The organism is Pseudoalteromonas sp. MEBiC 03485 (assembly GCF_004195145.1).
GTDB lineage: Bacteria > Pseudomonadota > Gammaproteobacteria > Enterobacterales > Alteromonadaceae > Pseudoalteromonas > Pseudoalteromonas apostichopi.
The window spans coordinates 1,019,550-1,042,304 of sequence record NZ_SGBT01000001.1 but is presented as its reverse complement, the minus strand read 5'-3'; the positions used below and the strand labels follow the sequence as shown (position 1 = coordinate 1,042,304).

At 42.4% G+C, this 22,755-nt stretch carries 15 protein-coding genes; 10 read left to right on the top strand and 5 right to left on the bottom strand.

What is annotated here, in order from left to right:
- Positions 1-7 precede the first annotated feature (7 nt).
- Genes EVU92_RS04795 through EVU92_RS04780 form a run of 4 tightly spaced genes read right to left on the bottom strand, consistent with a single transcriptional unit; the run spans position 8 to position 3,989 of the window.
- Positions 8-715, bottom strand: a complete 708-nt coding sequence (locus EVU92_RS04795; protein ID WP_130050232.1) for a CoA transferase subunit A — start codon at positions 713-715, stop codon at positions 8-10.
- Positions 716-724: 9 nt separating this feature from the next.
- A complete protein-coding gene (locus tag EVU92_RS04790; RefSeq protein WP_130050231.1) occupies positions 725-1,486 on the bottom strand; it encodes a 3-hydroxybutyrate dehydrogenase in 762 nt (253 codons plus the stop codon).
- A 4-nt stretch (positions 1,487-1,490) separates the two neighbouring features.
- Positions 1,491-2,678 (bottom strand): homoserine O-acetyltransferase, encoded by a 1,188-nt coding sequence (locus EVU92_RS04785; RefSeq protein WP_130050230.1) that lies wholly within the window; start codon positions 2,676-2,678, stop codon positions 1,491-1,493.
- A 9-nt stretch (positions 2,679-2,687) separates the two neighbouring features.
- Positions 2,688-3,989: a GntP family permease gene (locus EVU92_RS04780; protein ID WP_130050229.1), complete on the bottom strand. Its 1,302-nt coding sequence runs from the start codon at positions 3,987-3,989 to the stop codon at positions 2,688-2,690.
- 294 nt (positions 3,990-4,283) lie between these two features.
- Here EVU92_RS04780 and EVU92_RS04775 point away from each other — a divergent pair, with 294 nt between their 5' ends.
- The 10 genes from EVU92_RS04775 (at position 4,284) to EVU92_RS04730 (ending at position 18,905) form a co-directional block, all read left to right on the top strand.
- A complete protein-coding gene (locus EVU92_RS04775; RefSeq protein WP_130050228.1) occupies positions 4,284-6,575 on the top strand; it encodes a TonB-dependent receptor in 2,292 nt (763 codons plus the stop codon).
- 112 nt (positions 6,576-6,687) lie between these two features.
- Positions 6,688-7,350, top strand: coding sequence for a response regulator transcription factor (locus tag EVU92_RS04770; protein ID WP_130050227.1), 663 nt, complete (start codon positions 6,688-6,690; stop codon positions 7,348-7,350).
- A gap of 162 nt (positions 7,351-7,512) precedes the next feature.
- Positions 7,513-9,018, top strand: a complete 1,506-nt coding sequence (locus EVU92_RS04765) for a serine hydrolase (protein ID WP_130050226.1) — start codon at positions 7,513-7,515, stop codon at positions 9,016-9,018.
- 161 nt (positions 9,019-9,179) lie between these two features.
- On the top strand, positions 9,180-10,457 hold the full coding sequence (locus EVU92_RS04760) for an HlyD family efflux transporter periplasmic adaptor subunit (RefSeq protein ID WP_130050225.1): 1,278 nt from the start codon (positions 9,180-9,182) through the stop codon (positions 10,455-10,457).
- Positions 10,454-11,206 (top strand): ABC transporter ATP-binding protein, encoded by a 753-nt coding sequence (locus EVU92_RS04755; RefSeq protein ID WP_130050224.1) that lies wholly within the window; start codon positions 10,454-10,456, stop codon positions 11,204-11,206. The genes EVU92_RS04760 and EVU92_RS04755 overlap by 4 nt, the downstream gene beginning before the upstream one ends.
- Positions 11,206-13,656: an ABC transporter permease gene (locus EVU92_RS04750; RefSeq protein ID WP_240701299.1), complete on the top strand. Its 2,451-nt coding sequence runs from the start codon at positions 11,206-11,208 to the stop codon at positions 13,654-13,656. Before EVU92_RS04755 ends, EVU92_RS04750 begins: the two co-directional genes overlap by 1 nt.
- 57 nt (positions 13,657-13,713) lie before the next feature.
- Entirely contained in the window at positions 13,714-15,090 is a 1,377-nt protein-coding gene (locus EVU92_RS04745) for a sigma-54 dependent transcriptional regulator (RefSeq protein WP_130050222.1), read from the top strand.
- Positions 15,091-16,371 (top strand): HAMP domain-containing sensor histidine kinase, encoded by a 1,281-nt coding sequence (locus EVU92_RS04740; RefSeq protein WP_130050221.1) that lies wholly within the window; start codon positions 15,091-15,093, stop codon positions 16,369-16,371.
- Between the two features lie 100 nt (positions 16,372-16,471).
- Entirely contained in the window at positions 16,472-17,641 is a 1,170-nt protein-coding gene (locus EVU92_RS04735; protein WP_130050220.1) for a DUF547 domain-containing protein, read from the top strand.
- A 181-nt stretch (positions 17,642-17,822) separates the two neighbouring features.
- Positions 17,823-18,905, top strand: a complete 1,083-nt coding sequence (locus EVU92_RS04730) for a DUF547 domain-containing protein (RefSeq protein ID WP_130050219.1) — start codon at positions 17,823-17,825, stop codon at positions 18,903-18,905.
- Here EVU92_RS04730 and EVU92_RS04725 read toward each other — a convergent pair.
- Entirely contained in the window at positions 18,902-22,351 is a 3,450-nt protein-coding gene (locus tag EVU92_RS04725) for a PAS-domain containing protein (RefSeq protein ID WP_130050218.1), read from the bottom strand. The genes EVU92_RS04730 and EVU92_RS04725 overlap by 4 nt on opposite strands.
- Positions 22,352-22,755: the final 404 nt, after the last annotated feature.

Here is a 22,755-nt window from a genome sequence, read left to right as displayed (position 1 = left end):
GTGCTCCTTATTGATTCTCTTGCTTAGTGGTAACTTTCTCGATGCGCTTTTCAAATTCACCCTTAATCACCCGATCAATATAGATACCCGGCGTGTGAATTTGGCTTGGCTCCAGCTCTCCTGGCTCAACAATTTCTTCAACTTCAAGAACCGTAACTTTGCCTGCGGTTGCTGCCATCGGATTAAAGTTCATCGCCGTATGACGATAAATGCAGTTACCGTAGCGATCTGCTTTCCACGCTTTAACTATCGCGAAATCGCCAGTAATGCTTGGCTCTAATAAATAATCGCGACCATTAATATTGCGGGTTTCTTTACCGTCAGCTACCGGGGTCCCCACCCCTGTTGCGGTATAAAATGCAGGGATGCCCGCCCCGCCAGCACGCATTTTTTCAGCTAAAGTGCCTTGCGGTGTTAGCTCAACTTCAAGTTCACCATTTAATAGCTGCTGCTCAAATAGTGCGTTTTCACCTACATAAGATGCAACCATCTTGCTGATCTGTTTGTCTTCAAGCAGCACACCTAAACCAAAACCATCAACGCCACAGTTATTCGATACCACAGTTAAATCACGGGTGCCTTGACGTTTAATTTGTGCAATCAGACCCTCAGGAATACCGCATAAACCAAAACCACCCGCTATCACTGTCATGCCATCTTCAAGGCCTGCCATCGCTTCGCTGTAACTTGTAACTACTTTATCAAAACCTGCCATTGGCTCCTCCTATTGTGCAGTCCAACCGCCATCAATGGCGATTGCTTGGGCGGTAATATTGCGTGCTGCATCGGCCATTAAAAAGCTAACGGTATGCAGGATCTCATCTAAACCGATAAATGCTTTTTTCGGCATTGGTGCCAGCATAATCGTGTCAATCACTTGTTGCTCTGAAATGCCGTGCTCTTTTGCTTGTGAGGCAATTTGTTGCTCCACTAGCGGCGTTTTTACATACGCTGGGCACACAGTGTTAATAGTGATATTGGCATCGCCAGTTTCCAGCGCCATAGTTTTAGCAAAGCCGATTAAGCCATGCTTCGCAGCGATATAAGCTGACTTATATTTGGACGCCACCATGGCGTGGATTGAACCAATATTAATGATGCGACCAAAGTCTTGTTCACGCATTCGTGGTAGCACGGCTTTGGTCATCATCGCCGGGCCAACGAGCATAACTTGCTGTAAAAACTGCCACTTATCAGCCGGAAAATCTTCAAGCTTTGCAACGTGCTGAATACCCGCATTATTAATAAGCACATCAATCGGCTGATTAAGCTCATTGAAAAACTGCTCTATTGCATCACTATCTGCCACATTAAGTGCATACCCTTCGGCGCTACCACCTTGCTCAACAATACCTGCTGCCGCCTGTTTTGCAGCTTGCTGATTTAAATCAGTGACAATAATAGTGTGGCCTTGCATCGCTAGTTGCTGGGCAACATATAAACCAATACCACTGGCTGCACCAGTAATTAAAACTGTTTTGCTCATCGGGCTACTCCTCTAAAAACTCACTGATAAGCTGCGCTTTAGGGGCGATTGAGAAAATGCCATCAAGGTGTCCCCAGCCCCCTTCAATTTCTGAAATCTCAACGTCTTTACCTGCTGCTTTCATAGTGTCAAACACGGTGCGCATGTTTTCAGGGCGAAGCAGTAAGTCGTTCGTTGCGGGTAGTAATAATGTTTTGGCAGATACATTTTTAAGTGCAGTTGTTAAATCGCTTTGCATGCCAGCGGTAAATAGTTGTGATGCCCGGACCAAATAAAGTACATGATTTGCATCTTGGGTTTTCGCACGCGCCATTGCACGTTGTGCTAGTACTTGGTTTAACTTAGGCAAGGTACGAATGTCTTTTAACGCGCCTTCATCAAGCACGTTAAAGTCAGGGAAGCTCGCGTTATAAATAATTGGATGCATCGCATCTTGCGTAATATTAAGCATGGTTGCCGCTAAGCCATCTAACGGACGCTCTTTGCCGTAATAATTACCTTGCTGCCAGTTTTTATCTAAACGAATTGGTAACGCCCATTTTTCAAGTGCTGCGACTGTCCATGCATCCATCGTTGCAGCGCCAATCACATGAATTAAACGCTCTACTTTATCTGGGTAACGCGTTGCCCACTCAAGTGCTTGAAACGACCCCATTGATGCGCCCATCACAGCATGTAACTTAGTGATACCTAGGCTTTCAAGTAAACGCTTTTGCACATTCACAAAATCAGTAATCGTAACCACAGGAAAATCTAAACCATAAGGTTTGCCTGTTTTAGGATTAGTTGACGCAGGGCCTGTGGTGATTACATTTTCATCATGCCAGTTGGCATTCACTAACGTATCTGAACTAATCACATAATATTTATTCGTATCGATAGCTTTGCCTGGGCCGATAATCGCATCCCAATAACCCGGTAGGGCATCATCCGCTTTATATTTGCCTGCGGCATGAGAAGTGCCAGAGAAATAATGAGTAATTAAAATCACGTTATCTTTATTGACGTTTAGTTTTCCGTAACTTTCCCAGCCAATATCCACTTGCTCCAAGGTCACGCCAGACACAGTGGTAAAATCCTTTGTCGTAAAATGCTGTTTTTCCACTAGCATGGTTTCGGCTTTGTTTTCGGCGCCAAACGCAGTACTACTAAATACAACCAGCCATAGCAAAATTATTAATTTGGTTTTCATTGCTGTTCCTTAAAAGAAAATAAAGAGTCCAAGTGCCAATGCGACACCGATAAGCGGAACGACCGCAGTAAGTGCTGCCATTGACCAATACGCTCGTTGATGCGTTTCTTTACAGATAGCGCGTATTGTTGTCACTACATAGCCATTATGCGGCAAGGTATCGAGAGCTCCAGAACTAATTGCCACCACGCGGTGCAGCTGTTCAGGATTAACTCCCATATCTAAATAACCCGGTGCTACAAGTGGTAATGCAATAGCTTGCCCGCCAGAAGCAGAGCCCGTTAAACCAGCAATTACACTCACTGCCACTGCAGCGCCAACCAGCTCATTCCCAGGCATATGAGTCATCACATCTACTGCTGCGGTAAATGCCGGTGATACTTTCGCTACAGCTCCAAAACCAACCACTGCTGCAGTATTACCGATTGCCACTAAAGCGCCTGTTGTACCAACATTAATAGCATTTCCCATATCGTGAAAATGCTTGAAGTTGATAATCACAATACTCAATACGCCACCAAGCAAGGCTACAATAAGTGCTGTTTGCTGCAGTACATCATGTAGAGTAAATGATAAAAGTAACACCACGATTAGCGGGATCACACCAGTAATTGGGTGCGGACGACGACGCTCAATAATGACAGGATCATCATCACGAGCTTCAAAAGTTTCACCATTGGCAACGGCTTTTTTGATCATCTTGTTTAACCAAAAATAACCTACTGTTGCCATGAAAATGGCCACCACTAAGCTCACTTCCCATGCTGCATATGGCGACGTGCCAAGGTGCTTAACCGGGATCCAGTTTTGAATTTCTGGCGAGCCTGCCGAAGTCATGGTAAAGGTCACCGAGCCAAATGCCAGGGTTGCTGGAATAAAGCGGCGCGGTAAGTTTGCATCTTTAAACAAACTTAATGCCATTGGGTAAACAGAAAACGCAACAATAAAGACGCTCACGCCGCCGTAGGTTAAAACTGCACAGGCGATCACCACCGCAAGAACTGCGTGTTTCATACCTAGTTTGCCTACAATATAGCTCGCAACACTGTCTGCAGCACCGGTGTCTTCCATGAACTTACCGAATAAAGAACCCAGCAAGAACATAAAGAACCACGCACTTAAGAAACCAGCAAAGCCATCCATATAGGCGTTAATAAAGTTTGTATCTGCCGATACAGGGAAAATGGCCATGCCACTACTAAGTGCGACTAACAACGCACAGATTGGCGCGGCGATAAATAAATTTACCCCACGCAGCGTTAAAATGATCAGCAGTATTAAACCGCCTAACAGTCCTATCATGCTCAGCATAGACATTCCTATAATTATTGTTATTACACAGATGAGGTGACATCGGAATAATGCTATCAGTCTTACCTTAAGCGCCTAAAAAATACATAACACTAAGGTACTATCTGCTTTAAAAATAGCTTAATTGCTTGATAAATAAAGGGCTGTGGTGGGTATAGCACTATGGTACTAATTCAATTTTTGCAACTATCTTCTACATTAACTGACAGGTGACACGGGCAAACTTATTAAGTCTTCGGCAACATCAACGAGAGTGGCCATAAGACTAATGACAACAATAACAAGGAATACAACATGATAAAGCTTAACCCAAAAGTCGCGCCACTTACTCTGGCTGTATCACTTGCATTAGCAGGTGTCAGTGCTCAAGCGGCAGAACAAGCCGAACCTGCAGCAAAAAAAGGGGAACTAGAACGTATTCAGGTAACAGCGCGTAAAACCGTTGAAAACCTGCAAGAAGTTCCTGTTGCTGTAACTTCAGTTGGTGCTGAAGAGCTTGCAGAAAACGGTATCGTCGTCATGACCGAAGTTCAGCAGTTCTCGCCAAATACCACCTTGCAAGCAAGCCGTGGTACTAACTCTACAATTACTGCGTTTATTCGTGGTGTAGGTCAGCAAGACCCATTGTGGGGTTATGAGCCGGGTGTTGGTATCTATATTGATGATGTCTATCTTGCTCGCCCACAAGGTGCGGTGCTTGACCTTCTTGATGTGCAACAAATCGAAGTATTACGTGGTCCACAAGGTACGCTTTACGGTAAAAATACCATTGGTGGTGCAATTAAATACGTCACCAAAGAAATGAGCGGTGATGCAACTTTAAATATACAAGGCACTGTAGGTAGCTATAACCAAAAAGATCTAAAAATTACTGGTCAACTGCCAATTATTGACGAAAAACTCTATGTAGGTTTTGGTTTTGCAACACTTAATCGTGATGGTTTTGGTGAGTTTTTAACATCTGCTCTTGATAACCAAGACCGCGAAAACTACAACAAAGACGTTACCGCAGCTCGTGTTACTTTAGAATACACGCCTACTGATGACCTATTTTTCCGTTTTGCGTGGGATAAAACAGAAGATAAATCTAACGCGAAAGGTGGCTACCGCTTACTTCCTAGCCTACTAACAGATGCACCAGTTCCAGACAGTGTGTATGACTCATACACCAGCTTACCAACATGGAACAAAGTTGAACTAGAAGGCTACAGCTTAACTGCTCGTTGGGATATGACTGACAGCACGAGCATAAAATACATAGGCTCAAGCCGAGAGAGCTACTCACCAACTAATATCGACTTTGATAATACGTCGTTGCCGATTTTCGATGTACCCGCTATTTACGATGATGAACAAACTACTCACGAATTACAGCTAAACCATCAAGGTGATAACTACAAATTTGTATCTGGCCTTTACTATTACGATGGTGAATCATGTGGCCAGTTTGAGGCAATTTTAGGTATCTTAGGTCAAAGCTTAGGCGCTCCTGGCCTCACTCGTGAAGTTAGTGGTTGTAGTAACTCAAATAGTAAAGCTGCGTATATTCAAGGTAGCTATGACTTTAATGATCAATGGTCAATGACATTGGGTGCACGTTACACCAAAGACAAAAAAGAGGCGCTTGTTAACAACGGCCTAATTTTTGACATTGTATATCCAGAATCAGGTTGGATCCCTGGTTATACTCGCCCAGAAGGTCAACTCGTACCAACCGTACTAGATGATGAAGAAGAATGGTCACGCTTCACACCACGTGCTGGTGTTGAATATCAGTATTCAAACGACATCATGTTCTTTGCAAGTTATGCGCAAGGCTTTAAGTCAGGTACTTTCAACCCGCGAGCAACAACCGCAGAGCCTGCAGCAAAACCTGAAATCGTTGATTCATTCGAAATCGGTATGAAGAGTGAGTGGAATAATAACTTACGTGCGAACGTAACCTTGTTCACCCTTGATCATAAAGACCGTCAGTATATTTCGGTGTTACCGGGAGACAGTGCATCTGATCTAAACCAACGCTTAGGTAACATTGGTGAATCAACCTCAGATGGTATCGAACTTGAACTTAACTACGTAGCCACAGAATCACTAAGCTTTGATGCATCAATTGGCTATATAGACAGTAGCTTTGATAACGTAATTGATTACGACCCTGAAACAGGTGAGGCATTCGACAAATCAGATCGCTTCACAGTATCAAACACGCCAGATTTGACCTTCAATCTAGGTGCGACCTATCGCATGTACACAGAAATGGGGGATTTTGTAGTAAATGGTAACTACTACCACCGAGGCGACTACGCTCTATTCGAAGAAGATAGCCTACTCACTCAAGATGCTTACGGTATCTTTAACATGGGCATTACTTGGTACAGCACAGACGGTCACTGGACTGCTGGTCTTTACGGCAAAAACTTAACGGATGAAGAGTACATGATTGGTGGTTACCAATTCGTAGCACCTGATCCAACAGATCCAACTGATACGAGCAAATACACCCCTGGTTTAGGTGGTGATAATACGCTAATCGGTTACTACGGCGACCCTCGCACTGTTGCCTTCACTGTTGGTTACCGTTTCTAAAAAAGAACCTAAATCCTTGTGTGAGAAAGGTTTGTCTGAAACTTCCCTTCAGGCAAACCTTGTTTCAAAGCGCAAAATCACTTATAACATAACGCATTGGAGAATCGAGGGAATGTCTTTAGCTGTGAACACTATAATCGCCGATGATCACCCGTTATTTAGAAGTGCACTGCGTCAAGCCGCCGCGACATCAGTGCCCGAAGAACATATTAAAGAAACAAGTGACATTGATGGCTTGTTCGCACTATTAAATGCACATCCTGAAATTGAACTGATATTCTTAGACCTAACTATTCCAGGTGCAAATGGCCTACAAGCCCTTTCGCAATTACGAAATCACTACCCAGATATCTTAGTGATTATGGTCTCTGCCAATGAAACCCCCGCCATAATCAAACAAGCCATGAGTCTTGGCGCTGCAGGCTATATTCCTAAGTCATCTTCTTTAGATGTCATCAGTGAAGCAATTAGCCATGTATTAAATGGCGACACTTGGCTACCACCCGAAGTTGATTTAACCGATGTAGTGATAAACGACGAACAAAGCGAATTTGCTCGCAATCTTGAAAAGCTTACACCACAGCAATATCGCGTATTGGCGATGATTGCCGACGGTTTATTGAATAAACAAATCGCTTTTGAAATGTCGATTCAAGAAACTACTATCAAGCAGCATGTTTCAGCGATTTTACGCAAGCTTAATGTTTATAACCGCACCCAAGCAGGCATTTTGTTTAATCAACTTTCACAGGTTGGCAAAATCGAAGAAAGCTAATTTAAGCTTTCACTCCCAGTTTTAATTTGAAATTCCCATAAATGGGAATTCCTAAACCAAGATACAAAATAAAAACTATAAATTTCAAAACGTTAAATATTGGCATACTCCTCGCTTTAGTGCTCACATCAAAACTATCTAAGTAAAAAGTAATAGATAAAAATGAACACTAAGGACAACATCGTGTACACAGCTTGCAAAAAACTAGCAAAAAAATTAATTCTTCCGACCATAACACTGCTATCAGCCAGTTTCTGCGCCTTTTCTGCACATGCAGATGAGCTTGACCAATGGGTGGTTGAGTTAATGCAAAAAAGAAATATTCCAGGGCTACAACTCGCCGTCGTTCGAGATAATAAAGTAACTAAAGTTGCCAGCTACGGAGTTGCAAATATTGAAGATAATATCGCCGTTGATGGCAACACTTTATTTGCCATTAATTCTGCAACAAAAGCTTTTGTTGGTGTGGCGCTGATGCAGCTTGTTGAGCAAAAGAAATTAGATCTTAATGCGCCTATTGGCACTTATCTGCCAGAATTGCCAACTGAGTGGCACGCTATAACAACCAGAGAGTTAATGAGCCATACATCAGGCTTACCTGACATAATAAAAGGTGAAGTTGCTGATTTAATCTCAGATCAAGGACCCGATGATGCATGGCAACTAGTTCAAACCAAGCCATTAGAATTCGAAACAGGCACTCGCTTTAAATACAACCAAACAAATTACGTTATTATTGGTAAGTTAATTAACAAACTATCGGGGATGCCATTTCAGCAATTTATCGAAAAAAACCAATTACAGCAGGCTGAAATGAGCAGAACACTTGAAGCGGGCTTTAATAACCTCAACAATGCTGTAAAGCACTCAGCAAGACGATACGAAAATCAAGGCGATGAACTGTTCAACTCAAGAGAAGCCATTTTTTCTGAAATGTTACAAACCGCCGCAGGCATGGCATCAACAGCAGCAGAATTGGCAAATTGGCTAATCGCTTTACAAACAAATCAATTTATTAGTGAAGACAGTATACAGCAAATGTGGACTCCGACTCGCCTAAAAAGCGGTCACACTCAAGGCTTCAATCAACGTTTAAACGGCTACAGTCTTGGCTGGCCTGTTATGGACCGAGAAGAGCATCCTGCATTAGCCGCTGTGGGTGGTAACAGGGCTGGTATCTTTGTTTACCCAGAAGATAATATGTCAATTGTGATCTTAACCAACTTAATGGGTGCAATGCCATCGCAATTTGTAGATGAAATTGCTGGCTTTTATATTCCAGAAATGAAACAAGAGAATGGCTTTGGCCTGCCCAAAAATATAAAACGCTTATGGCAAGTTCTTGAAGTACAAGGCTACGAAAATGCAATTGCGGCTGCGGATCAATTAAGCAAAGAAAAGAAGATTCAATTTGCTGAAAACGATATTAACTTATGGGGTTATTCGCTTATCAACCAAGACAAACTCAATGAAGCATTAGCGGTTTTTAAGCTTAACACACACCTTTACCCTAATAGTTACAATACCTTTGATAGCCTAGCAGAAGCGTACTGGTATCTCGGTAACCTTAAACAAGCAATAGCCAACTATAACCAAGTACTCAAGCTTAAACCTGATAACGCACATGCTAAAAAGCAACTGGCTAAACTTGCAGAATTAACCCAGTAAACACTGCATTATAGTTTGTCCCACTTTTGATTTTATTAATCCCAAAAGTGGGAAAGCCCACCTAATCACAAAATTAAAAAACTATAAAAATCAATAAATTAAACCTTGGCACGTTCCTCGCTTTTGTGTTGCTAAACTTACAACGCAATGAAATATAGCCAATGGATTTAGACAGCACTCTAAAACGTAAACCTCAGCAATCAAAAGCTAAAAAATGGCTTATTGGTGCAGCTATTAGCGTGTCAGCGCTTGGCGCTATAATGGTTTATCAATGGGCGACACCCACCGTGGTTTCTGCAAGCCAATTGCAAATAGCAACCGTAGAACAAGCCGATTTTGTAGTAAAAATACGTGGCTTTGGCCGTTTAAAACCGAAGTATCAACGCTATTTAACCAATACTGACACCGCAATGGTCGAAGCTATCCACGTTTACCCCGGCACTATTGTTAACAAAAACACGGTGATTTTAAGCCTAGTAAACCCTCAGCAAGCGCAGCGTTTATCGGTCGCTCGGCTAGAACTCGCTCGCCAAAAAGCCAGTGTTAATGAGCAAAAAATTAACCAGCAAAGTGAGCTACTTGAACGCCAAGCGAATCTCGCCATTTTAAAAAGTGAGCTACAAAGCGCAGAGCTTAGAGTCGATGCCGAAAGTAAACTGATCGAACAAGGAATTGTTTCAAGCCTAGATTATAAACGAAGCATGCTAAACGTTGCACAGCTTACAGAGCGCGTAAGTATCGAGCAGCAACGCCTCGCTCAGCTCAAAGAAATGCACTTACAACGTAGCAAAATACAGCAAGAGCTATTAAGCCAATTTGAGCTTAATTATCAAGTTGAGCAACACGCTTTTGATCAGCTGCAAATAACGGCAGGTATCGATGGCATGCTACAAGAATTGAATGTTGAACTTGGTCAGAACCTAGTGCCGGGCACCCGCCTTGCTGTGGTTGGCTCAAACAAAGCACTAAAAGCAGAGCTGAGTGTGAAGCAAGCTGATGCCGAAAAAGTGGCACTCAATATGGCAGCAAAAGTAAACACCTTTAGCCAAGCAAGCCACGGTGAAGTTGATGCCAAAGTCACCCGAATTGACCCTATCGTTACCGATGGTCGGGTTATTATTGAACTTGATTTACAAGGCACACTGCCTGCCAATGCCCGCCCAGATTTAAGCATTGAAGGCTATGTTGTTAGCAACATTATTCCCGATGCGTTAACCATTAACGTGCCGCAAAAAGCGCAAGCACACAGCGATGCCACGCTATTTAAACTTAATCCAAATACCCAGTTAGCAACGCCAACGAATATCGAATTTGGTACACTCAGTGACAATCAAATTCAACTTTTGAGCGGTGCCACCGTGGGCGAACAGCTGATCATTTCTGACCTTTCTAAATGGCAGCATTTGGCAACAATAAAAATCGAACAGGACAGCTTATGAAAACCAACACGCTTATCTCATTAAACAAAATCGCCAAAGTTTATCGCGGCCAAAATGTTGAAACCTATGCATTAAAAGACATCAGCCTGAATATTAACCAGGGTGACTATATTTGCATTAGCGGCCCATCTGGCTGTGGTAAATCGACGTTGCTGTCATTACTAGGCTTACTAGATAGCCCAACTGCTGGCGACTATTTCATTAAAGAAGTCGACACAAAAACCCTCGATATGGATCAGCAAGCTGAACTTAGAAACCTTCACATTGGTTTTATATTTCAGTCGTTTAACCTAATTGATGAATTATCGGTGTTTGACAACGTGGCACTGCCGCTCACTTACCGAGAGCCAGCCATGAGCCCGAGCGAAATAGAGCTTGCGGTAAAACAAGCCCTTGATGAAGTTGAAATGGGCCACCGTGCTCAGCATAAACCAAACCAATTATCTGGTGGTCAACAACAGCGTATTGCCATTGCCCGCGCATTGGCTGGCAAGCCAAGCATTTTATTGGTGGATGAGCCAACCGGTAACTTAGATTCAAAAAATGGTGATGCTGTCATGGACTTGCTCGATGAGCTAAATAAAAAAGGCACCACGATTTGTATGGTAACCCATGACTTACGTTATGCCGGGCGCGCTAAAACGCAACTTAAATTGTTAGATGGTGAAATTGTTTCCTACTCTGAAGCTCGCCAAGCACCTAGCAGCGACACTGCTGAGCAAGTTCTCGAAAGCGCCGAGGTGATGTGATGAAATTAACCAAAACACGCGCCCAATTAAGCTTAGCGTGGGCATCATTAATGAATGCACCGGGCTTTGTCACTGCGGTTATCGCAACGCTTGCTTTAACACTGGCCACCTTGTTTGTGGTGCTTAGCCTTGTTAACAGCTACTTTTTAAAGCCCCTTGATGTGTACGATGAAAGCCGCATGGTGGTGGTTGAGCAATCACTTACCTATGATGACTATGATGCTACTGGCTTTCAAAGCTATCAGTCGATGGTGCATTGGCTTAAGCATAATCAAAGCTTTGAACAAAGTATGATGATCAATGCAGGTGAGCAAATTTTTGCAAACCTTGATGGCGAACCGAAAGAGCCTGTGCTGTATGTTGGCGGCAACTATTTTGACTTATTAAACACGCCATTTTTAATGGGACAAGGTTTTGACCTTGGAGAAACGCTAGAAACTCCTGATGACCGGGTTGTTATATCTGCTAACTTCTGGCGCAAACATTACAACAGCGACCCGAACATTATTGGTAAAACACTCTCAGTCATGGCTGGTGAAACCGATTATGTTCACCGTATCGTCGGTGTTGTTGATGACTCATTCAGCCCACCTTACATGTTTAAAGCAAGTGATGTTGAAGTGTGGTTTCCATCCAGTGCTGACCGCCGTTTCTTTCACAATGACGATTGGCAAAGCCCATGGACAAACACGTTCAAAAACCTAAAACTAATTGCTGTTTTAAAGCCTGGGGTCACCATAGATCAAGTTAAAGTCGATTTAAAACAGCAAATTGATACGGTTAAATCAGAATGGCTAAACAACGGGGGGATCACCGATGTAAAACCTGAAGTAACCCCTTATCGTGACGTTGAGCTGGGTAATAACGATGACTTAAGCTTGATGATGTTAGCTGGTGCGGTAGGGCTACTGATTATTGCAGTACTTAATGTAAGCACTTTGTTCTTCTCACGCGCTCTTGCGCAACATAAAACCCTCGCCTTGCAGGCGGTGTTAGGTGCAAAACGCAGCACGCTATTTAAAAGTATCTTTTTACAATCACTGATTTTAATGACCTTATCAGTAAGCATTGCGCTGTTTTTATCGGTATGGGGCATACGTTTATTTAAAGTATTGGCAGAAGGGCGTTTACCACTGGTGAATAGCTTAGCCGTTGATACCACGTTAGTTATTGTTGCCATTATACTGTGTATTGCTCTTGCTTATATTTTCTCTGTAATTACAGCACGTTTGGTAAATTACAAAACCCTAAATACGCAAATGCAAAACAGTGGTAAGGGCGGTGTTTCGCAGGTATCTGGCCGCACAGTGCGTATTTTAATTGGCTCACAAATGTTTGTTGCCGCGCTGCTTGTTAGTTTTTCTGTGATGGTAGTCAGTAAAGCCATGGGCACGATAAACCGTCCGCTCGGTAGCGATACCGAAAACCTATATTTTGCCAACCTGTTCCAGCCAAATAATCAAATGTCATTGGCTGAGCGCTACGAACACATGCTGCAATACAAGCAGGTTTTGCTTGATAGCCAAGGTATTGATGATGTTGCCCTAGGTCACAGCCCTGTTTCGCAAAGACAAAACGCCAACACCTTGACTGATGTAAACGGGAAAAGCTCCGTTTTCTTCCCTAGTCAGTGGGTAGGGCCTGATTACTTTGCTTTAGTTAACACCAAAATTCTCGCTGGCCGCACCTTTAGTAAACAAGCAATACGTGGTGAAACCAACGAGATACTAGTATCAGTCAGCGTGGCAGAAAACTTATTACCAGACCAAGACTATCGAAATATTATCGGCAAGAGCTACCAAGGCTTAGAAGAAAAGATGTATGAAGTGGTGGGTGTAACCGAAGATTTTAATCACCCTAAATACTACGACGAGTCGTTTGGTCGACACATTTGGTGGCCTGCAACACCGTATAGCTACATGTTTACTATCAAAGCTTATGATGGCGTCAAGCTGACTAATAAACAAATACTTAATACGCTAAAAGAAAAGAACAGCGACTTAACCATGTGGCAGTTTAATGACCTGCAACAAGAGTACGACAATTTACTGTATATGAGCCGACTGACAGTGGTTCTGTGTAGTACCTTAGCGCTATTTACTCTATTATTAGCAGCAATCGGTATTTTTGGGGTACTGAGCTACAACCTGGGTCTACGCCGTTATGAGTTTGGTATTCGTATGGCATTAGGTGCGAAAAAAGCGCGCTTATTCAAGCTGATGAGTGTTGAAGCTATTATCCCTGTGCTCATTGGCTTTGCGGTTGCTCTCGCCGCGGTAATGGTGGGTTTTTACATGTTACAAGGACAGCTAATGTCATGGTTGATACTTGATGTAAGACTGCAATTACTCGCTTGGAGTATTACCTTATGTATTGCGCTATTCGCTTGCTTTAGACCTTTGGTTTTACTGCTTAAAGCAAAACCTATGGCCGCACTACGTAACGATTAACAGCACAAAATGGTGGCTTAAATTTAAGCCACCTCAACAGGATAATAAGAAAACATCATGGACAAAATCTTAGTCATAGACGATCAAGCTGATGTACGTCTGGCTGCTACTGTTGCATTACAACAACTGGGCTTATATTGCCTTGAGGCCGAAGGCCCTGAACATGCCCTTGAGTTATTAAAATCAGAGCACATTAGCCTGATTTTGCTCGACATGAACTACAAGCTCGACACCACCTCAGGTGAAGAAGGGTTACGCTTTTTAAAGCAACTAAATCAATTAGGATCGACCATACCTGTCATTGTGATGACCGCTTGGGCTAGCATTGATGTTGCCGTTAAAGCCATGCAATTAGGGGCTGTCGACTTTGTTGAAAAGCCATGGAATAACTTACGCTTAACCGCCGTTGTGCAACAACAACTCAAGCTCAAGCAAAGTAATCACGACAACGCGTGCTTAAAGGCGCTTACCAGTGACACACAAGCACATTACATAGCTAAATCAAAAATCATGCAACTGTTGCTTGCCAAAGCTGAGCGCGCAGCAAAAACCGATGCCAGCATTTTAATTACCGGCGAAAATGGTACAGGCAAAAGCTTATTAGCACATTATATTCATAAGCATTCTCTCAGATGTGATAAACGCTATGTAAGCGTGAATATTGGCGCTATTGCGCCAACTCTATTCGAAAGTGAATTATTTGGCCATAAAAAAGGCTCTTTTACTGATGCCAAAGAAGACCGCTTAGGGCGTTTTGAAATTGCCGAAGGCGGCACCTTATTTTTAGACGAAATTGCGACTTTAAGCCTTGAGCTGCAAAGTAAAATGCTCCGCGTGCTAGAAAGCAAAGAGTTTGAAGTGCTAGGTTCAAGCCAAACCAAAACCGCCGATGTTCGCATTATTTCTGCCACCAATAGTGAATTAGCTACGGCCATTGAGCAGGGTGAGTTCCGCCGTGACTTATTATTTAGACTCAATACCATTGAACTGCACATTCCACCGCTTCGCGACAGAAAAGACGACATCGCCCCCTTGGCAGAACACTTATTATTGGTGCATGGTAAAAAATACCAACGTGCAAATATGGCGCTAAGTCCTGATGCTCTAAACGCGCTAAAAAACTACAGCTGGCCTGGTAATATTCGTGAGCTAAGCCACTGCATTGAACGCGCGGTGATCATGAGCGATAACAACAATATTCAAGCCAATGACCTCATTTTAGATCAACCAAGTTGCGAGCAAACGAATAGTAATGCTGAACAAGCCTTGCCACTATTGCCCCTTGAAGAGCTTGAGAAACAAATGATTCAAAAAGCGCTGCTGCAATTTAATGGTAATGTTATCGCCGCAGGAGAATTTTTAGGATTAAGTAAATCGGCGATTTATCGTCGCATTGATAAACATCAGCTCGATTTAAAAGAAGTAGAACGCTAAATGAGTAGCAAGTTGTCGTTAGAGCAGCGTATTCGACGCTATTTTTTTATGGTTATAGCGGTGCTATTTACGCTTGGTATTGCCCTTTCGCTCAGCTTAAAACTAGATTGGTTTGCCAGTATTAGCCTATTATTGCCGTTTATCGGGATAAGCGCTTTTGCTTTAATTAAAAGCTACCGCGTGATCATCGATGTGATTGAACGCTTTGGTCTGCAACTAGATGCACTGGCAAATGACGAAAGTAATAGTTGGCATTTAGCGTCTTATCAAAGTGGACGAGTCGCAGCGCTTAAGCAAGATTTTGCCAAGCTCAGCAATAAAATAGCCAAAAATAAGCGCCATTATATGCAAACAGAAGAGTTTGTGTTTGAGTTTGCCAGCATGCTGGACTTACCCATCGTTATACTAGACCCCCATGGCTTGATTTACTTTAGTAATAAGGCGTTTAAAAACAGTATTATCCATCGCCAGATTGAAGGTAAATCGGCCAGCGACTTAGGCATTGCCCTGCATGATGGCGAATGGCAACAAAACAACGACTCACTGTTTAAACAACGCTTTCAAATCTCATCGCAGACTTTTTGGCGGACCGGCAGAAACTTTGAATTACTGACCTTCTTTTCAATTGAGCAACAGCTTCGCGATAATGAACAACTTGTTTGGCAACGGTTAATTCGAGTGTTAAATCATGAAGTGCGTAACTCACTCACGCCGATTTATTCAATGAGTCAATCATTGCAAACCCTTAAGCGCCAAGGACAAATTAGCAGTCACGATGATCTCGCCCAAGATATGCTGCAAGTTATAGAAAAACGCGCTCAGCACTTGCTTGATTTTGTAGCCAGTTACAGTGCGTTTGCCAAGCTACCCCCCGCACAAAAACAGACAATCAGTAGCGAGCAACTAAACACACGTTTAAGCGCTATATTTCCTGAACTAGTGATAAATAGCAGTGAAGAATTATATGTTGATGCCGACTTAGGCCAGCTAGAACAAGCATTGATCAACCTGATAAAAAATGCCTTTGAAGCAGGCAGCAATTCAGCCCCTAGCCTCACTTGGTCAAGGCAAGGTGATAGCTTAAATATTGCAATTAGCGACCAAGGTTGTGGTATTCAAAACCCTGATAACTTGTTCGTGCCATTTTACTCAACCAAAGCAAATGGCACAGGTATAGGGCTTGTGATCACCCGAGAACTTGTGCGCAACCAAGGTTTTGAGTTATCGATAAACTCAAAACCCCAGCAAGGCACAGAAGCTAACATCACCGTACCTACTTAAGCAACGAAAAAGGTTAGTACTTTAAACAAAAACAACAGATTGTTGCGCTTATAAAAAAACCACGCTATGTTTATTTTTTAAACTACGGAAGGTCATAAAAATGAAAAACGCCATAAAACCCATCGTATTAGCAACATCACTTATTCTAGTTACAGCCTGTAATTCAACGGCCCCTATTAATAAAACAGCAACGACAGCTATTAACCAAGAAAAATTTAGCCAATTTCATCAGTACGATGAAAAATCAAATATCACCCTTGAGTACACTGACTACGGACAAATATTAAATGCCTCAGTGATTGATTTAGGTATGTCAGACCGCTATCGCATTTCAAATAATACGAGCAAAATAGGCACGCGGTTGTCGTCGAACCCAAAACCGTCGACTGCAACAGAAGCAAACCGCTTTTATTATGATTCGTACAAAAAGAATCCTCAGATGAAGCAAGACTTGCAAATAGTGCAAGAAAATATGGCCGACCTGCCGAACAAAATTAATTTAAGTAACTTACCAAAATCAGAGTTACTCGCTTACTGGCTCAACCTCTATAACGTGACGGTACTCAATGAATTAGTGCAGCAGTACCCTGTTAAAAACCTGACCAAGTTATTAAACGAAGAACCAAATTTTTTTGATAAGCCACGCTTTAACTTTAATGGTAACCAGTATTCATTAAACGATATTGAGTACAACATTGTTGCACCGCTATTTAACAATGACCCGCTATTAATATATGGCTACTACCGTGGCTACATTGGCAGCCCAAACTTGCTTGACCACCCATATACAGCAAAAAATGTGTTTACCGCCCTGACCACCAATGCAGTGCAATTTGTAAATTCAAACCGCGGTAGTGTGATAGGTAACCATAGCACTCGAGTTTCTTCTTTATACCTTGAAAAGAAAAACTATTTTCCTAACTTTGAAGAAGATTTAGCTGACCACCTTCAATCGTTAGTAATTCAAGAGCCAGATAAAGACCAAGTTGTGCAAAACCTCTCTTTTAGTATCGATAACTACGATATTACCGACATTCTAGGTAGCGATGTTGAATATGGTGGAGGTAACGCGACTGTCGCCGATCCGAGTATAGTAGCAGAGGGCTTCGATACTAATTTTGTTACTTATGGTGAAAACTTAACCAAAGAAGTCGGCCATGTAAGCCCGTTACGCCGCGAGATTTTGCAAAAAATCACGCAAAAATACTATGAAGCAAATACTCGCGTTGAAATAAAAGACTTACCAACTAAAGAGTCTGAAGATAAATAATATAAACCTAAAGCGGCTCGCTATGAGCCGCTTTAATCCCCCTGAAATACCCAACTAAAACACTTAGCAAAACCGCAATAGCCAACTTTAAGTCTTGTTTTTTCTGTGTTAATTACCTGGATATTGCCAATTTAAAGTAAAAGTAATATGTTTATTTTCTGTACTAAGGAAGGTGGTAAAAATGAAAAGCGCTATAAAGACCATCGCATTAACAACATCACTAATTTTAGTTACGGCCTGTAATTCAAAGGCTCCTATTAATAAAACAGCCATCACAGCAATTAACCAAGAAAAATTTAGCCAATTTCATCAGTATGATGCAAACTCAAACATTACTCTTGATTACGCTGGCTATGGGCAAATATTAAGTGCTTCGGTCATTGATTTAGGCATGTCTGACCGCTACCGCATCACCTCACACACCACGACGATTGGTACACATTTATCATCCAACCCTAAACCTTCAACAGCAACAGAAGCAAACCGCTTTTATTATGATTCATATAAAGACAATCCTAAAATGAGGCAAGCCTTGCAGGTCATACAAAAAAATATGGCCGACCTGCCAAATAAGATTAACTTGAGTAACTTGCCAAAGTCTGAACTGCTAGCTTACTGGTTCAATCTTTATAACGTGACGGTACTCAATGAGTTAGTCCAGCAGTACCCAGTAAAAAACTTATCTAAGCTAATAAACGAAGAGCCAAGTTTTTTTGATAAGCCACGCTTTAACTTTAACGGTAACCAGTATTCATTAAACGATATAGAGTACAACATTGTTGCACCGCTATTTAACAATGACCCGCTATTAATATATGGCTATTACCGTGGTTATATTGGTAGCCCAAATTTACTTAACTACCCATATACAGCGAAAAATGTATTTACCGCCCTGACTAACAATGCAGTGCAATTTGTAAATTCAAATCGAGGCAGTGTTATTGATACTCATAGCACACGTGTTTCTTCGTTATACCTTGAAAAGAAAAACTATTTCCCTAACTTTGAAGAAGACTTAGCTGACCATCTTCAATCATTAGTTATTCAAGAACCAGATAAAGACCAAGTTGTGCAAAACCTCTCTTTTAGTATCGATAATTACGATATTACCGATATTTTAGGTACCGATGTTGCTTATGGTGGAGGTAATGCAGTTGTTGTCGATCCTAGTATTGTGGCACTGGGCTGGGATAAAACATTTACTACCCATGGTAACCACTTAACTAAAGCTAATACCCCAGCAACTGAGCAAAACGCAGATTAAGTCAGTCGCTTAATCATGCGTTTTAAAGCGGGCGCTTTCAGAGGCTTATAAAGCAATGGATAGCCCGCATCGAGCACTAACTCGCGTATTCCTTCGTCATGATTCGCGGTATTCACTATGGCAGGTAAGCGTGTTAGTGCAGCTTGCTCAATCACTTCAAGGCCCGTTACCCCATCATCAAGCTGATAATCAATAATCAACAATTGCGGCAGGGCTTGGCTTGCCTTTAACTGCTCAAGCTCCGCTAAGTTAGTGGCCGTTGATATTTCGCAGCCCCAATTTTCGAGTAACTGCTTTAATGCCTCTAATACGTTTCGGTCGTTATCAAGCAGCCAAATGCGCAATTGCCCCAGCTCTGTTTCTTGTGATGCCTCTGCCCCTTTCGCTTGCGCTGGCGCAGCACTCACTTTACAAGGCAGAGTGAGGGTAAATTGCGTGCCTTTACCAAGCTCAGACCCCATCACTAGGGGTATTTTAAGTAAGTCACATATACGTTTAGTGATTGCCAACCCTAAGCCTAACCCCTCGGCGCTTGGTTTTGCACCAAGCTGTTTAAACTCTTGGAAAATAGTTTGTTGATCGCTCGATGCAATACCGATCCCTGTGTCTTCAACAATAAAGGATACATGGTCGTCGTCGTACTGCATTTTTAAGCGCACTTCACCTTGCTCAGTATAACGAATCGCATTACTCAAAAGGTTACGCAGCACTCGTCGCAGCAGCGCTTTGTCGGTATGCAAGCGCACATCGCAGGTTTCAATAATAAACTTTAAGCCTTTTTCGCGGGCAAGGGCTTCGTAGTCATTACGCAGCGGCTCAACCAACGAGCTGGCAGCAAACTCACTCATTTGTACTTTAAACGAGCCTGAATCGAGCTTGGTTAACTCTAAAATACTCGATAACAACTCTTCGGCACTGCCCAGTGAATTCTTAATATTCATCGCTAGCTCTTTAAGTTCGGTATCTTGGGCTTTTTCATTCATTAAAGAACAAAACAAGCTCGCAGCATTGAAAGGTTGCAGCAAATCATGGCTAGCAGCAGCAAAAAAGCGCGTTTTACTGACCGTTGCTTGCTCCGCCACTTGCTTTGCCATCGACAACTCTTGGTTTGCTTGGGTCAGAGCTAAGGTGCGTGCCGCTACTTTTTCTTCAAGGCTAACATTTGCTTCGGTTAACGCTTTTTGTTGTTTTACGAACTCGGTGATGTCGGTATAGGTTGTTACAAAGCCGCCACCAGGCAGTGGGTTACCTTGCATTTCAAACACACGGCCATCATTGTGCGAGCGCTGATATTTATAAGCACTACCTTGGCGTAAATAAGCTAAGCGTTTTTCGACTTCGCTGGTCATGCTCTCACCGCTAAATAAGCCGCGCTCGGCATTAAATCGAATAATATCAGCTACTGGGCGGCCAATGTATAAAGCATCGTCAGGATAAGCGAACATGCTTTTATAACCCTGGTTCCAAGCAACAAGACGCAGCTCACTATCAACCACACTAATCCCTTGTTGAATATTTTCGATTGTTGACTGCAATAAATCACGATTAAACTTAAGTACTTGGCTCGCTTCATCAACAAATTCAGCAACCTGCTCTAAAGGCTGACGCTGCTCATTTTTAGCTACATCTAAAATAAGCCGTGCTGATGCTCCCCCAATCACCGCTGACATCTCGCGCTCAACTAATAGCTCTAACTCAACATTGGCAGGACGCTTCCACTTACTTTTATCATCCGGAAAGTAATGATTTACCAAAGACTGTGCAGCTTCTTTTTCGGCAAATCGCTGCATTAGCGCGCCTAAGTCATGGTAACTCAAAGGCTGTAGATGATTACTCACTCGAGAATCACTAAGCTGAGAAACAAACTTATTGCTCTGCAAACGCTCAGCCAAAGTTGCACGACTAAATAACGGCACTAGGAAATACACTAAACAGTTCGCACCTAACGATAACAGTAGCGCCTGGCTGATGCTTTCCATACCTAAAGAGAATAAATCAGTAGGTGCTAACCAGCTTATTCCCCAAGGTCCATTCTCAAGCCATAAGCTATCGCTACCTAAACCTCCAGCGATATTCGGCAGTAAAAGTGTGTAACCCCAAATAATAAAGCCGCTCAAAATCCCCAGTTGCGCACCACGACACGATGCTTGTCGCCACCATAAGCCAATGATCATGGCCGGTGAAAATTGCGCGACTAAGGTAAACGACATCAAACCCACATTTGCAAGGGTTGTGCTTTCACCCAGCACTCGGTGAGTAAAATAACTAAGCAATAAAATCAATACGATAACGATTTTACGAGCATGTAATAGATTGTTTTTATCAAGCCCGCGGCTACTCGATGTAAGTTGAGAGCGGCGTAAAATAAACTGGTTAATAAAGTCATTGGTGATCATCACTGAAAGCACAATTGATGACACTATCACCATACTGGTTGCCGCTGAAAAGCCACCTAAAAAGGCTAATAACGCCACAAAGGCATCATCAGCAGCCATAGGTAAAGCTAATACAAAGGTGTCGTAACCTACTTCTTGGCCTTGAAAGTAAATTAATCCGGCGTATGCAATCGGTAGAATAAACAGATTAATGAGTAATAGATAAATCGGAAATAGCCAACGTGCCGAGGCCAGTTCTTTATCGTTATTTTTTTCGATAAAGCTCATGTGGAATTGTCTTGGCAAACATAAGGTCGCCAAAATACCGAGTAAAGTATGGGCAACATACACATAGGTTGGACTTTGCGTGGCAGCCACTTGCTGATCAATATTTAGATCTCGGGCTTTTTCAAACAGTGCTACAGGACTGTCGAACAAAGCAAAACAAACATACAAACCCACCGCTAAAAACGCCAATAACTTAACCACTGACTCAAAAGCAATACTGGCTATCAGGCCTGGGTTATGCTCACTGGGTTTTAAGCGCCGAGCACCGAACAAAATAGCAAAAAGTGCCAACACGATGGTGATATAAAAAGTACTATCGGCCCACACTTCGTGGCTTTGCATCATTGAGCGGTTAGTTAGTAAATTAATACTTTGTGCAGTTGCACTTAGCTGTAAAGAGATATAGGGCACAATCGCAATCACTGAAATAAGTGAAATTAGCCCAGATAAGCTAGACGACTGACCATATCGCGTAGCGATAAAATCAGCCATCGAGGTTATTTTTTGTTGCCTACAAATATGCGCTATACGGCAATACACTTGCCAACCAAAAATAAATAGCAAAATGGTGCCGGCATAGGTCGGTGCCAACCACCAGCCGTTATACGCAGCTTGTGCGGTAGTACCAAAAAACGCCCATGAAGTGCAATACACCCCAAGAGACAAACCATAGGTTAACCCTTTGAAGGGTAATACTTTTCTTTTATCAGCCCACCCAGCAACCGCAAATAAAATTGCCAGATACACAATTGCAAGAAGGCTTATTGACCAAATTGAGAACATCGTATGTGATTATTTTAATTGTTATAGCCCCCAGCATAGTTTTTATTGCTAGTAATTTACAGCCTAACTTTAGTGCTAATGCACTGTATTACAGAAGGTTAAAAAACAGACACAAAGAAATGAGAATTATTTTCAATTGAGTGTTGACAGACATGCAAATCTAATTGATAATCAATATCAACAAGACAACGAAGTACTTGTTCGGAATAAACTGATTTGTTTCTCGACCCTGAAACACGTGTGGCCCACGATAAAGCTAAGATCGCCTGTTGCTAATCGCAACGCCCCTTGATGTTGGCAACAGGTGGTCGCCCTACTATTTTACTTGCTACATTGCTCATATCGGTGACGGTAGATATGAAACTAAAAAAGCCCTTATAGGGCTTTTTTTATGTCTAAAACAA